We start from the raw sequence: 14,669 nt of genomic DNA, 5'->3' as shown, positions 1-14,669 counted from the left end.
AGACATCGAACCCGCGCGGGTTCGATACACGTCGTGGGAACAAAATAACAAAAGAGGTATCCATTGGATACCTCTTAAAAAATAAAAGCGCGAGACGGGGATCGAACCCGCGACCCCCTCCTTGGCAAGGAGGTGCTCCACCACTGAGCCACTCGCGCGCATTAAATGCAAGAATTACTATACTATAAGACTCAGCTGTTGTCAACTATTTTTTAATTTTCTCAACTTTTTCGACTTTTTTATTCTTATCTCGTCATTTCACTTATCTGTGCAAACAAATCCAAATCTTCCTGTTTTATCTTTACATTTGTAGTTAAATCCTGTCCGTCAGGGTAAGTAATTTTAACTTCAATTATAGTGTCAGGTGTTATTCCTTTTGCATTTGCTGCATTCAAAAACGGTACTAATCTTGGGTGATTATTTGAAAACTTCTGCCAAGCTCCTTTTATTTTAAACAATGCTGCCGGATTCATATTCTACCTCCTATTTTACTATTGCTATTTTTACTATTGCTATTGTTCTTAATCATTATTTTAACTATTTAAATTAGTTTCATATTCTATTTTACAAAAAATTTATAAAACTATCTATGTAATAATCACATTCTTTTAATATTTCTTTTTCATCTTCCTTTGAGCGTTCCTCATATACTGCTGCTGTCTTAAAGCCGCCTTTTTTTGCTCCAAGAATTCCTGCAAGTATATCTTCATACACAACCGTATCGCATGGATTTGTGCCAAGCCTTCTGGCCGCCTCCAAATACACATCAGGATGGGATTTGCCTTTGTTCACTTCCTTTACCATTACAACTGCATCTATGAATTTATTTAAGCCTGTACGTTCTAATGTCTTTTCAAATAAAACTTTATCTGATGAAGTGGCAATGGCTATCTTTACGCCCTGATTGTGCAATTTTTCAACGTATTCATACGCTCCCTGTTTGCAAATTACATCATAAGCATATTTATCTTTTGCCATTTCAAACCATTCATTTACAATGTCGTCTATATCTTCATTTAACCCAAATCGGTCTATTGTGTATCTTGCAGTGCGATGTGCATCCATATGTGCTATTGCTTTTGTATAATCGTCAGGCACTTCAAATCCCCTTTTACCTAAGAAATCTAAATCTACCTGATTCCATACCCACATTGAGTCAAATAAAGTTCCATCCAGGTCAAATATAGCGCCCTGCATGTCTAATCTGAATTTTTCTTTGTTCATAAATCTCCTAATCTGTCATTTTCTGAAGTTCATCTAATAAATTACCAAACAACTCTAGAGCAGTTTCAATTGGTTTAGCACTTGTCATATCAACACCCGCTATCTTTAACAACTCAATTGGATCCTGTGAGCTTCCACCTTTAAGGAATTTCATGTAATCCTCAACAGCCGGCTTGCCTTCCTCTATTATACGCTTTGATAACGCAATTGCTGCTGATAACCCTGTCGCATACTGATATACATAAAATGGATTGTAAAAATGTGGAATCCTTGCCCATTCAAGTTCAATTTCCTTATCTATTACAATGTCATCTCCAAAATATTCTTTATTAAGATTGTAATATATTTCACAAAGTCTGTCTGCTGTTACACCCTCACCATTTTGTACCATGCTATGGGCAATTTTTTCAAATTCAGCAAACATTGTCTGTCTATATAATGTTCCCTTAAACTGTTCAAGAAAATGGTTTATCAAATAAGCTTTTTCTTCTTCATCTTCAGTAATTTTAAGCAAATGCTGTATAAGAAGTGATTCGTTACATGTTGATGCAACTTCTGCCACGAAAATCTTATAGCCGGCATTTACATACGGCTGATTTGCGTCTGAATAATAAGAATGTATAGCATGTCCCATTTCATGTGCCAAAGTAAATACATGATCTAATGTTCCATGATAATTCATAAGAACATATGGATGTATTCCGTAAGCACCCCATGAATAAGCTCCACTTCTTTTGCCTTCATTTTCATACACGTCAATCCATCTGTTGTCAAATCCTTCTTCTAATACTTTAATATATTCCTCTCCCATAGGAGCTAAGCCTTCTAACACGATATCCTTTGCTGCCTCAAATGAATATTTAGTATCCGGTGCCTTAGCAATCGGAGTATACAAATCATACATATGAAGTTCAGAAACATCCAAAATCTTTTTTCTAAGAGATACGTACTTATGCATCTTATCCATATTTTTGTGAACTGTTTCTATTAAATTATCATACACACTTTCAGGAATATTGCTTCCATACAGATACATTTCTCTTGCTGATGAAAAGTTTCTAACCTGTGCATAAAAATTTGCCTGATCCAAATTTGCTGCAAATGTAGCAGCCAATGTATTTCTCATCTTACCATAAGTTTCATATACACCTTCAAATGCTGCTTTTCTCACTTCTCTGTCCGTGCTTTCCAACAATGGCACAAAATTTCCGTGGGTAATTTCTATCTCTTCCCCTTCCTCCGTTGTAATTGAAGGGAATTTAATATCAGCTCCATTGTACATTGAAAAAATATTTTCCGCTGCATTTGCCATCTGTCTGCTTTTTGCAAGGATTGTCTCTGTCTTTTTATCAAGAGTATGATTTTTACCTCTTAAAATTTCACTAATGTATCTCTTATAAGTTTCAAGTTCAGGATTTTCATTAAAAAATATATTTATTTTTTCTGTTGTTATTTCTAATATTTCAGGTTCAGCAAATGCACTTGCGCCACTTATCTCCACCATTAATTTCTGTGCTCTGGCAGCAAATTCCTGATACATGCTGTTTGCCATATCCTGATGATATCTCATATTTGCATAAACATATAAACGCTCCATTAGCAAATTTGTTTCATCATTGAATTTAAGATATTCAAGAAGACTGTCTGCACTTTCTCCTAGTGTGCCTTCAAAATCTTCATACTGAAAAATCATTCTCTGGAGTCTTCCAAATTCCTCCTCCCAGAAATCATCACTTTCAAACATATCTTCAAGACACCATGTATCTTCTACTTTTTGCTCTATTCTCTTCATATTCTGTTCCTCCTAAAATATGTATTGCCTCTTCTTTAAGTCGGCAGCTAATCATCAGAAACCTTTATAAAAATAAACTTTGTTCATTGTGTTTTCTTCTACAAATATCCTAATGTACGCAATACAAAAACAATTAATGTTATTGTAAATGCTGACATCATAGTAGTTATTACTACCATACTGCTTGTAAGAGTTCCATCACACTTCATATTTTTTGCCATTATGTAACAACTTGGCGTTGTTGGTGAACCTAACATTATTACTAACGCCATTAACTTAGCATCTCTGTAACCAAGCCACACTGCAACAGGTAAAAATACAGCAGCCATAATTACAAGTTTTATGGCTGAACCTGTAACTGCCGGTCCCATTTTCTTTAATGCATTTGAAAATTCAAATGAGCCGCCAATCGCAAGCAAAGCTAAAGGTGTTGCCATTTTTGCTATATTCCCAATAGTATTATCTATCATAAGTGGGAAATCTACTCTGAAAATTGAAAGTAGCAATCCTACTACAATACCTATAATAATTGGATTTGTAGCAATACCTTTTATTGTATTTTTGACAGGTGAGCCTTCAATTTCTTCTCTTCTTGGGCTTTCTATTGTAAGCACTATTACAGAATATATGTTATAAAGCGGAACTGCCCCAATAATCATAAGCGGAACCATTCCTGTGTCACCATACATATTTAATACAAATGCCGTTCCAAGCACTGCCGCACTTCCCCTAAATGAACCCTGCACTAATTCCGGAACAAGAGTTTTATCTTTTAGAAAAGCTTTTGCAAGCGCCCATGTTGCGAAAAAGCATAGTGATGTCACTATCATGCAATACAAAATATATTTGCCATCAAATTCCTGTCTAAAATCTGTATTCATTAAATCCTGTACCAAAAGGCATGGCAATGTAACTTTAAAGTTTATTTTATTTGCGACCTTTATAAATTCAGGTGTTATCCAGCCAATTCTTTTCAAAACATATCCTACTACAATTACCAAAAATACAGGAACCGTAGCGTTGAGGCTGTATATCAAATTACTCATTATTTTGTCTCCTTAGTAATCATTTAAGCATTTATGATAAATGGCTGTTATCGTAAGATGCATAGTTGCCTTTGATTTACCTATCATCATATTATCAATCTTATTTATGATAAAAATATGAAATCACTTGCGAAGCATCGCTATTTCTTCCTTGTATGGAGGATATGATTTCTTACTGTCATTTTCATCTTTAATATATGGAGTTTCCAAAATTTTAGGAACGCTCTCAAATTCAGGCAAATGAACTATTTCATGCAATGTTTCAAAGCCAATATAACCTTTGCCGATATTTTCATGTCTGTCTTTACCTGCTCCAAGTTCATTTTTGCTGTCATTTATATGAAATACCGCAATCTGGTCTGTTCCGATTGTCTTATCAAATTTTTCTAAAGTCGCACTTAAATCATTTACCAAATCATATCCGCTGTCATTTACATGGCATGTATCAAAGCACACTCTTAATTTATCATTGTATTTTACGCCATCATAAATTCTTGCTAGTTCTTCAAAATTTCTTCCGATTTCACTGCCCTTTCCTGCCATTGTTTCAAGTGCAATATTTATCTTAGTATCACTCGTAAGTACTTCATTTAAACCTTCGATAATTTTGTTAATTCCTACGTCTACTCCTGCTCCAACGTGAGAACCCGGATGAAGTACCATGCTTTTTGCCCTCATCGCCTGTGCTCTTTCAATCTCTTTTGCGAGAAACTCTACAGCTAATTCATAAGTTTCAGGTTTAACTGTATTTGCCAGATTAATAATATACGGTGCGTGAATTACCACTTCATCTATTCCATGTTCATCCATATATTCCCAGGCTTTATCAATATTTAATTCACTTATTTCTTTTCTTCTTGTATTTTGCGGAGCACCTGTGTAAGCCATAAACACATTTGCACCATATGAAGCTGCTTCCTTTGCAGAACCAAGCATCATTTCTTTACCATTCATTCCAACATGGGATCCAATACGTATCATTTTACTTTCCTCTCATTTTTAATCAGTCCATTTGATATTTTACTACAAACATTCATACTTGACCACATCTGTAATATATTTAATCTCCATTACTTCCAATATTTTATCTCTAAAATTCTCCAAAATGTGATACAATAGTTTTATTGGAAACAGTTGTTGGGAGGATTTTTATGGGTTTAACAATTGAAAAAACTGTCCGTTCTGACCATATGGATGTACTAAAAAATATTGTATCCATTTGTTGTCAGAATGATTCGAAAAAATATTCCTTTTTTTACGAGGAGGATGACTCTTATTTATTTGGTCACCCGGGATTTTTTTATTTTAGTGATGACAGCAATAATATATTAGGATTTATTTGTCTTTCCGGAATCGACAGGCAAAACTTTGATGTATGTGGTTTTGTTCTGCCTGCCTATCGTAACAACGGAATTTTTTCTCAATTATTAACTGCTGTTAAAGAAGAATATAAAAATATCAATCTTTCATTTCCGCTTCCTGCTCATTGCAAAAATGCAGCTGAAGTTTTGAGAAAAAATAATTTCAGATACTCAGATACAGAATGTAAAATGTCTTTAAATTTGAAAAATTTAATCATTTATCCTTCTGAATTTGACATAGATATAACAGAATCAGGTAAAGGTGCGCAACAATGTGCATTTTTTAAAGACGATTTTTTTGTCGGTTCATGCTCAATAACTTTAATAAATGATTCCTATTGTATTTTAAGTGAAGTTGAAATTATAAAAAAATATCGCGGACTTGGACTTGGTGCACACTTAATTAACTGTCTGTTAGGTTATTTAGACGAAATAAATATTGACAAAATAATTCTTCACGTTACTAAAAGTAATATACCTGCATTCCGCCTTTATCAGTCGATGGGATTTGTTGTCGATTCAAGTCTTGATTACTATTGTCTTAATTTATAATAAAATAAGAAAGCAAGCTTAGTTTTCCCCATTTTTTGAGGAATAAAAAGAGCTTCGTATTTGTATCACTTTCAATTTTCAGATTTTACATCTGTTTTAAACTGATACATACGAAACTCTTTTTATTATTTTTCTGTATTTTTCTAATTATATTCCGCTGATTCTAAAGCATGCATATGATTAAATGGGAAATAAACGCACATTGCTTTTGCAATTATTTTATCTTTCTTTACATAAGTGTTATTCCAGTATCTTGCATCATTTGAAATATTTCTGTTATCACCCATTAAGAAATAACTTCCCTCCGGCACATTGTATTCGTTCTTTCCATCAGGAAGATTGCTTGCATCATTTCCAACTGTCCATTCTTCTGGTAAATAATCTTCTTCTAACGGTTCTTCTGAATCATTTATGTAAATTTTTCCTTCTTTAATTACAACCTTATCACCAGGCAAACCGATTACTCTCTTTACAAATAACTGACTTTCATCATCCGGAAATTTAAAAATTACAATATCTCCTCTCTTTATGTCACCTGTTTTGTATGCCAATCTGTTACCAAGCATTCTATCTTTAGTCATAATTGTTGTTTCCATTGAGCCACTTGGTACATTCGCATTAATTATTACGAAATTATTTACTAAAAATGCAATTACAACTGCTGCAATAAATATTCTAATCCAACTGAAAATTTCTTTTTTCAAATCAAAAGGTTCTAATTCTTCTAATTTTCTTTTTATCTTTTTCTTTTCTTTCTTAGTTAAATTAGGATCATTCAATTGCTCCTGATACTTTTCCCTCTCTAACTCTTTCTTCTTCAGTTCTTCTGCCTTCTTAGCCTCTTTCTCAGTCATATTTTCATTTATATTTTCACTCATGTCATTTCCTTTCCGAAGAAAAAAGTTATTTTCTCTTCCCCTAAATTCTTATTCATTATATCCACAAAAACAATGATGTGCAAGACTTCCTCCTTTAACTCTTTGTAAACTTGCATTAAGTTTTTGTGAACTTGAATATTTCTTATTAACATTTGTGAAAAATTTTTTTCATTTTAAGCCAATCATCTTCCAGGTAGCTCCTTTATGAGTGGTTTCATTGTATGATAGATTTGCTTAACAACATTACTATCCGAATACAATTTTAGCAATTTGTTATTTACCTCCTGTCTTGTTTTCGCATTTATCATTATTTCTATTATTTCTTCCTTATTGTCAACATATATTTTTTTCTTAAAATTTTGTCCAAAAAAAGAACGTACCTGTGCTTCTCTTTTTGTTTCCGACTTATTTTTTATTTCAACAAATTTTTCAAGAACTATTTTTATATCCTGATATACTTTAGAATAATCATCAAATTCTCTTTTTATATCATTATGTATTTTATTTAGCATTTGTTCATCATTGCAATGTGTAATTACGTATTTACATACTTTATTTGCATCATTTGCTATATATCCTAATTCTACCAAACCATGTTGTACAAAATTATTTAATTCACTCCTATCTTCCCCCGAAAAATTACAGTTCATCCCTTCACTAATCTTATGGTTCAATCTCTGTGTATTAGTCCCTCTTTTTATTAACTCATTCTCCAATTCAGCTCTATTTAAATCTTTTTTTGGAATCTCTATTTCACGACATATGTGGGAACAACCTTCTTTTTTCCAAAATTCGATAATATTATCGTAATCTTTGTCCTTACTTACTACAACATATTTACATTCCTTCCCATAAATTCCGATTATATACCCAAGGTAAGAAACTAAATGCATATCCAATGACTGATTTCTAACCGGTACTAAATGAGCATTTATGTCGCTTTTAAGCCAAAATACTTCTGGTCGAATGTTTAATGCATTTTGTGTTGAAAAAATATGTACATGTTCTTCATTTGACAAATTATCAATATTTGCAATTCCATTATTATGAACATTCTCAAAATCTATTAAATAAAACGTCTCCATTTACATTATATCCCTCTCATTATTGCTAAAAAATTGTTTAATACAATTCTGAGTGAACTATATTAAAAAATTTTATCTTTTATTTATCGTTGTTTTTCATCCACCCCATTATATTTGTTACTATTTATAATGTACATATTATCACAAATTGATTTATGAAACAACATTATCCAATTTGCGACACCCTAAAAAAACAAAAGCGACTAAAAAGCCGCTTTTTTTTTATAAATTCGTATATCCCATAAGACTTTTATCAACAGCCTTTGCTGCTTCACGGCCTTCATGAATTGCCCATACAACTAATGACTGGCCTCTATGCATATCTCCTGCAGTAAATACTTTTTCAACATTTGTCTGATAACTTTCAGGTGCTGTCTTAACATTTGTTCTTTCATTTACAGCAACACCAAATGCCTTTGTTACGTAATCCTGACTACCGAGAAATCCTGCTGCTATTAACACGAGCTGAGCCTTTACTTCATATTCACTTCCCGGTATTTCTACCATGTTAAATCTTCCCGTCTTTTCATCTTTCTTTGACTCTAATTTAACTAAAACAACTTTTTCAAGATTTCCATTTTTGTCTTTCTTGAATTCTTTAACTGTTGTCTGGTAAACTCTTGGGTCATGTCCAAATACAGCAATTGCTTCTTCCTGACCATAATCTGTCTTGCAGACTTTTGGCCATTCAGGCCATGGGTTATTTGCTGCTCTTTCATCAGGTGCTTTTGGCATCATTTCTAACTGTAATACACTTTTTGCTCCGTGACGGATACATGTACCTACACAGTCATTTCCTGTATCACCACCACCGATGACAATTACATCTTTACCTTTTGCAGAAATAAAGGTTCCTTCTTTAAGTCCGTTATCAAGCAAACTCTTTGTTGTTGATTTCAAGAAATCTACTGCAAAATAAATTCCATTTGCATCTCTTCCTGTAGCCTTAATATCTCTTGGATTTGTAGCTCCACATGCAAGAATTACCCTGTCATATTCTTTTAATATCATATCTGCCTTTATATCTTTTCCAATATCTTTACCTGTTACAAATTCAACGCCTTCTTCTTTCATAATATTGATTTTTCTATCAATAATATGCTTTTCAAGTTTCATATTTGGAATTCCGTACATAAGTAATCCACCAACTCTGTCTGCACGTTCAAATACTGTAACATTATGTCCACGTTTATTAAGCTGGTCGGCTGCTGCAAGTCCCGAAGGGCCTGAACCGATAACCGCAACCTTTTTTCCTGTTCTCATTGATGGAGCTTTTGCTGCCGCAAAGCCCTTAGCATATGCATTTTCAATAATTGTATTTTCATTTGCTCTACATGAAACCGGATTTCCATTCAATCCACAGGTACATGCCTTTTCACATAAAGCAGGACATACTCTTGATGTAAATTCAGGAAAATTGTTTGTCTTGTGTAAACGATTATAAGCCTGTTCCATATTTCCATGATATAAAAGGTCATTCCACTCAGGTATAAGGTTATTTAGAGGACAACCTGATGCCATGCCTGCTAACATTTTACCTGACTGACAAAATGGAACTCCGCAATCCATACATCTTGCAGCCTGGCATCTTTGTTTTTCAAATGATAATGGTTCGTGAAATTCATTAAAGTTTTTTATTCTTTCTTTTGGTGAATAAGCCGGTGCATCTTCACGCTCATATTCTAAAAATCCTGTTGGTTTTCCCATTTTTCTTTCTCCTCTTCATTTAAATTTCTTCCATTAGGACATGCAGTTCGATTACGCAGCCTTCGCTGCTTCATCTCACTCGCTTTGCTTTCCTATCATTTCATAAGATAGGACAAGCAGTTCGATTTCACAGCCTTTGCTGCTTCATCTCACTCGCTTTGCTACGCAAATAATAAATAATTACTTCCTTCGGCAGTACGTAAACGTCCTGCCGGCGTAGTAATTATTTATTGCTTGTCCTATCTTGTTGCCGCATAAAATGCTTCGATTTGTGCCTGTTCCGGATTTAATCCTTTTTCTTCCATTTTTGCAATGGCATTTAATATCTTCTTATAATCGTAAGGAATGATTTTCTTGAATTTTGGAAGATATTCTTCAAAGTTTTCAAGTATTTCTTTTCCTCGTACTGAGTTTGTATATTTAACATGTTCTTCAAGCGTTTTCTTTAATTCCTGAACATCATATTTATTTGACAACTCTTCTGTAGATACTAACTCTTTATTTGTTTTCATATATAAATCGTTGTTTTCATCAAGTACATAAGCAACACCGCCGCTCATACCTGCTGCGAAGTTCTTACCTACTTTACCGATAATTACTACACGTCCGCCTGTCATGTATTCACATCCGTGTTCTCCAACACCTTCTACAACTGCTGTAGCACCTGAATTTCTTACACAGAAACGTTCTCCTGCTACACCGTTTATATATGCACTTCCACTTGTAGCACCATATAAAGCAACATTACCGATAATGATATTTTCATCCTGTTTAAACTTAGATTCCTTAGGTGGTTTAACAACAATCTTTCCACCTGATAAACCTTTACCAAGATAATCATTGCTATCACCTGTAAGTTCTATAGTTAATCCCTTAGGAATAAATGCACCAAAGCTCTGTCCGCCGGCACCGTTACATTTTACAACATACATATCGTCATCTAATGTATCGTTATATTTCTTTGTAATTTCTGAGCCAAATATTGTACCAAATGATCTGTCTAAGTTATTTACATCAACTTCAACACTTGCTGCCTTTTTAGCATCTAAAGCCTTGCCTAATTTTTTCAATAATACAGTTACGTCTTTTGTCTGGTCTAACTTAAAGTCATATACATTTTTCTTGTTGTACTGAACTCTTTCATTTGCAAAATCAGCATTGATTATCTTATCAAGATTTACTTCAGGTGCATGACCTGCTGTAACATTTTCTTTTACCTTTAATAAATCAGCTCTACCAACTAATTCATCTACTGTTCTAACGCCAAGTTTTGCCATGTATTCTCGCAGTTCCTGAGCTATAAATTTCATAAAGTTAACAACATATTCAGGTTTTCCTTTGAATCTCTTTCTAAGTTCAGGATTCTGTGTTGCCACACCAACAGGACATGTATCAAGGTTACATACTCTCATCATTACGCATCCCATTGTTACTAATGGAGCTGTCGCAAATCCATATTCCTCTGCACCAAGCATTGCAGCAATTGCTACATCACGTCCGCTCATTAACTTACCATCTGTTTCAACAATAACTTTATTTCTAAGACCATTTGCAATCAATGTCTGATGTGCTTCTGCTAATCCAAGTTCCCAAGGAAGCCCTGCATTGTAAATTGAGTTACCCGGAGCTGCACCTGTACCTCCATCAAATCCTGAAATAAGAATTACCTGTGCACCTGCTTTTGCAACACCTGCTGCTACAGTGCCAACACCTGCTTCCGAAACTAATTTAACTGAAATTCTTGAATCTCTGTTTGCATTTTTCAAATCATAAATCAACTGTGCCAAATCCTCAATTGAATAAATATCATGATGAGGTGGTGGTGAAATTAAGCTTACACCCGGTGTTGAATATCTTGTTTTTGCAATCCAAGGATAAACTTTCTTTCCAGGCAAGTGTCCACCTTCACCAGGTTTAGCACCCTGTGCCATTTTAATCTGAATTTCTTCTGCACTTACAAGATATCTTGATGTAACACCAAAACGTCCTGAAGCAACCTGCTTAATCTTTGAACATTTGTTAAGTCCGTCTTTTCCAACAACTAAACGTTCAGGAGCTTCTCCACCTTCACCTGAATTTGATTTTCCACCAATCATATTCATTGCAATTGCCATTGTTTCATGTGCTTCCTGAGAAATTGAACCATATGACATTGCTCCTGTCTTAAATCTCTTAACAATTGAATCAACACTTTCTACTTCATCAATTGGGATTCCACCATTTTCAGGAAATTTAAAGTCAATTAATCCTCTTAAATGTACCGGACTCATTTCCTCGTCAATCATATGCGTATACTGTTTAAATAAATCATAGTTTCCTGTCCATGTTGCCATTTGAAGAGTATGAATTGTCTGTGGATTATATTTATGTTCTTCTTTTCCACTTCTTAATTTATGAGAGCCTGAACTTTCAAGAGTAAGGTCGACATCAAGTCCTAATGGATCAAATGCTTTTGAATGAAGTTCTTCAACATTTTCTTCAATATCACGCATTGTGATACCTTCTACTCTGCTTACAGTTCCTGTAAAATATTTATCAATTACTTCACTACTAATTCCGATTGCTTCAAAAATCTGTGATCCCTGATATGACTGAATTGTTGAAATACCCATCTTAGATGCTATCTTAACTATTCCATGAAGTATCGCATCGTTATAATCATCAATTGCTGCGTATGGGTCTTTATCAATCATATTTTCATCAACCATCTGTTTGATTGTATCATGTGCTAAATAAGGATTAATTGCACTTGCGCCATATCCAAGTAATGTTGCAAAATGATGTACGTCTCTTGGTTCACCACTTTCAAGAATAAGTGAAAGAGTTGTTCTTTTCTTTGTCTTTACAAGATGCTGATGTACTGCTGACACAGCTAAAAGTGCCGGTATCTGTACATGATATTCATCTACACCTCTGTCTGAAAGTATTATGATATTTGCTCCATCCTTATGCGCTTTATCTACATCTACGAATACCTGTTCAATAGCTTTCTCTAATGCAATTCCTTTGTAATATATGATTGGCACCTTTGCAGCCTTAAATCCATCTACATTCATATTTTCAATCTTAAGTAAATCTGTACTTGTAAGAATTGGATTATGAATTTTTAATACCTTACAGTTTTCAGGTTTTTCTTCTAAGATATTTCCGTCTTTACCTATATAAACAGAAGTTGATGTAACTATTTCTTCTCTAATTGCATCAATAGGTGGATTTGTTACCTGAGCAAATAGCTGTTTAAAGTAATTGTATAATGGATTCTTTGCTTCACTAAGTACTGCTATTGGTGTATCTTTACCCATTGCACTAATTCCTTCTGCTCCGTTATTTGCCATTGGAATTATCTTCTTTAAATCTTCATAAGTGTATCCAAAGTTTTTCTGTAATCTCTGTCTTTCTTCCTTTGTATATGATTCAACTTTTTTATTTGGAATCTTTATATCTTTCAAATATACAAGATTGTTATTTAACCATTCACCATATGGTTTTCTTGTTGCATATTCTTCTTTTAATTCATCATCATCAATTAATTTTCCATTTACAGTATCTACAAGAAGCATACGTCCCGGACGAAGTCTATCTTTTACTACTATTTTTGCAGGGTCAATTTCAAGGACACCTACTTCTGATGAAAGAATCAACTGGTCATCATCTGTAATATAATATCTTGATGGTCTTAGTCCGTTTCTATCAAGGATTGCTCCCATGTAATCTCCATCTGAGAAAAGGATAGATGCCGGTCCATCCCATGGTTCCATCATTGTTGCATAATACTGATAGAAGTCTTTTTTGCTCTGTGAAATTGTGTTGTTATTTTCCCATGGTTCAGGAATACACATCATTACTGCAAGAGGCAAATCTACTCCATTCATTACTAAGAATTCTAATGTATTATCAAGCATTGCTGAGTCAGAACCATTTGTATCTACTACAGGCATAACTTTCTGAATAGAATTTTTCATATATTCACTATCCATTGATTCTTCTCTTGCAAGCATGTTATCTGCATTTCCACGAATTGTATTTATTTCTCCATTATGAACAATAAATCTATTTGGATGAGCTCTCTTCCAACTTGGATTTGTGTTAGTTGAGAATCTTGAATGAACCATTGCTATAGCTGATTCAAAATCTTTACTCTGTAAATCATCAAAAAACATTCTAAGTTCTCCAACTAAGAACATACCTTTGTATACTATTGTTCTACTTGACATTGAAACTGTATATGTTCCAACACTGCTGTGTGAAAATACTCTTCTTACAATGTATAATTTTCTATCAAAAGGTAATCCTTTTTCTACATCTTCAGGTTTCTTTATGAAGCACTGCATAATGTATGGCATGCATTCAACTGCCTTAGTTCCTAAAATTTCAGGATGTGTTGGTACTTCTCTCCATCCTAAGAATTCAAGTCCTTCTTTCTCAACTATTATTTCAAGCATTTTCATTTCACGCTTACGGACAAGTTCGTCCTGAGACATAAAGAACATTCCAACTCCGTATTCTCTTTCATTTCCAATGTCAAATCCTAAATTCTTTGTAGCTTTCTTAAAGAACTTATGTGAAATCTGTAACAAAATACCAACTCCGTCACCAGTCTTTCCTTCTGCGTCCTTACCTGCTCTATGCTCAAGATTTTCTACTATCTTTAAAGCATTTTCTACTGTTTCATGAGATTTGATACCTTTAATGTTTACAACTGCACCAATACCACAGTTATCATGTTCAAATCTTTCATCGTATAAGCCATCTTTTTTTGCTTTCTCAAATAATTCGTTTTGATTCATCGTATCCCTCCTGATAGTTAGAATATAAAAAAGGTACAAAGGACTGCCTCAGTTGCATAGCAACACTGAAGTACGCCTTTGTACCTTTATGCTTACTTTTTTATTTACTTAATTTTATAAACTATTTTTATGACAAAATCAAGTAAAATTAAGTAAAAAATACATATTTTTTTATTTTTTTACTTTCTCTATTTTAAGTATGTGCCTTAACTTAGTTTGTCTTAACTAATTTAACCA

General features: G+C 33.7%; 10 protein-coding genes and 1 tRNA gene. 1 reads left to right on the top strand and 10 read right to left on the bottom strand.

Annotation, left to right across the window (positions count from 1 at the left end; genetic code table 11):
* Window positions 1–86 precede the first annotated feature (86 nt).
* The 6 genes from ABMA45_RS00880 to ABMA45_RS00855 all read right to left on the bottom strand — a co-directional run bounded on the left by ABMA45_RS00880 (window position 87) and on the right by ABMA45_RS00855 (window position 5,043).
* Window positions 87–158, bottom strand: a tRNA-Gly gene (locus tag ABMA45_RS00880).
* A gap of 87 nt (window positions 159–245) precedes the next feature.
* Window positions 246–473 carry a hypothetical protein gene (locus ABMA45_RS00875; protein ID WP_022087998.1) on the bottom strand — a complete coding sequence of 76 codons (228 nt, stop codon included), beginning with the start codon at window positions 471–473 and terminating at the stop codon, window positions 246–248.
* A gap of 91 nt (window positions 474–564) precedes the next feature.
* On the bottom strand, window positions 565–1,224 hold the full coding sequence (locus tag ABMA45_RS00870; RefSeq protein WP_022087997.1) for an HAD family hydrolase: 660 nt from the start codon (window positions 1,222–1,224) through the stop codon (window positions 565–567).
* 7 nt (window positions 1,225–1,231) lie between these two features.
* Window positions 1,232–3,016 carry an oligoendopeptidase F gene (gene pepF, locus ABMA45_RS00865; protein ID WP_022087996.1) on the bottom strand — a complete coding sequence of 595 codons (1,785 nt, stop codon included), beginning with the start codon at window positions 3,014–3,016 and terminating at the stop codon, window positions 1,232–1,234.
* 98 nt (window positions 3,017–3,114) lie between these two features.
* Entirely contained in the window at window positions 3,115–4,062 is a 948-nt protein-coding gene (locus ABMA45_RS00860) for an AEC family transporter (RefSeq protein ID WP_022087994.1), read from the bottom strand.
* 123 nt (window positions 4,063–4,185) lie between these two features.
* On the bottom strand, window positions 4,186–5,043 hold the full coding sequence (locus ABMA45_RS00855; protein WP_022087993.1) for a deoxyribonuclease IV: 858 nt from the start codon (window positions 5,041–5,043) through the stop codon (window positions 4,186–4,188).
* Window positions 5,044–5,213: 170 nt separating this feature from the next.
* Here ABMA45_RS00855 and ABMA45_RS00850 point away from each other — a divergent pair, with 170 nt between their 5' ends.
* Window positions 5,214–5,975: a GNAT family N-acetyltransferase gene (locus tag ABMA45_RS00850; RefSeq protein ID WP_022087992.1), complete on the top strand. Its 762-nt coding sequence runs from the start codon at window positions 5,214–5,216 to the stop codon at window positions 5,973–5,975.
* 143 nt (window positions 5,976–6,118) lie between these two features.
* Here ABMA45_RS00850 and lepB read toward each other — a convergent pair whose 3' ends face one another.
* From lepB to gltB, 4 genes are all read right to left on the bottom strand, one after another.
* Window positions 6,119–6,853 (bottom strand): signal peptidase I, encoded by a 735-nt coding sequence (gene lepB, locus ABMA45_RS00845; RefSeq protein WP_022087991.1) that lies wholly within the window; start codon window positions 6,851–6,853, stop codon window positions 6,119–6,121.
* A gap of 182 nt (window positions 6,854–7,035) precedes the next feature.
* A complete protein-coding gene (locus tag ABMA45_RS00840) occupies window positions 7,036–7,938 on the bottom strand; it encodes a PIN domain-containing protein (RefSeq protein WP_022087990.1) in 903 nt (300 codons plus the stop codon).
* 222 nt (window positions 7,939–8,160) lie between these two features.
* Window positions 8,161–9,645 carry a glutamate synthase subunit beta gene (locus tag ABMA45_RS00835; protein WP_022087989.1) on the bottom strand — a complete coding sequence of 495 codons (1,485 nt, stop codon included), beginning with the start codon at window positions 9,643–9,645 and terminating at the stop codon, window positions 8,161–8,163.
* Window positions 9,646–9,884: 239 nt separating this feature from the next.
* Window positions 9,885–14,432, bottom strand: a complete 4,548-nt coding sequence (gene gltB, locus ABMA45_RS00830) for a glutamate synthase large subunit (protein WP_022087988.1) — start codon at window positions 14,430–14,432, stop codon at window positions 9,885–9,887.
* Window positions 14,433–14,669 lie beyond the last annotated feature (237 nt).

Source organism: Eubacterium sp. CAG:156 (genome assembly GCF_000434315.1).
In the GTDB taxonomy this organism is placed as follows: Bacteria; Bacillota; Clostridia; order Lachnospirales; family Lachnospiraceae; genus Eubacterium_U; species Eubacterium_U album.
Note: the sequence above shows the minus strand (reverse complement) of the source record. Positions and strands in the feature narration are given on the sequence as shown.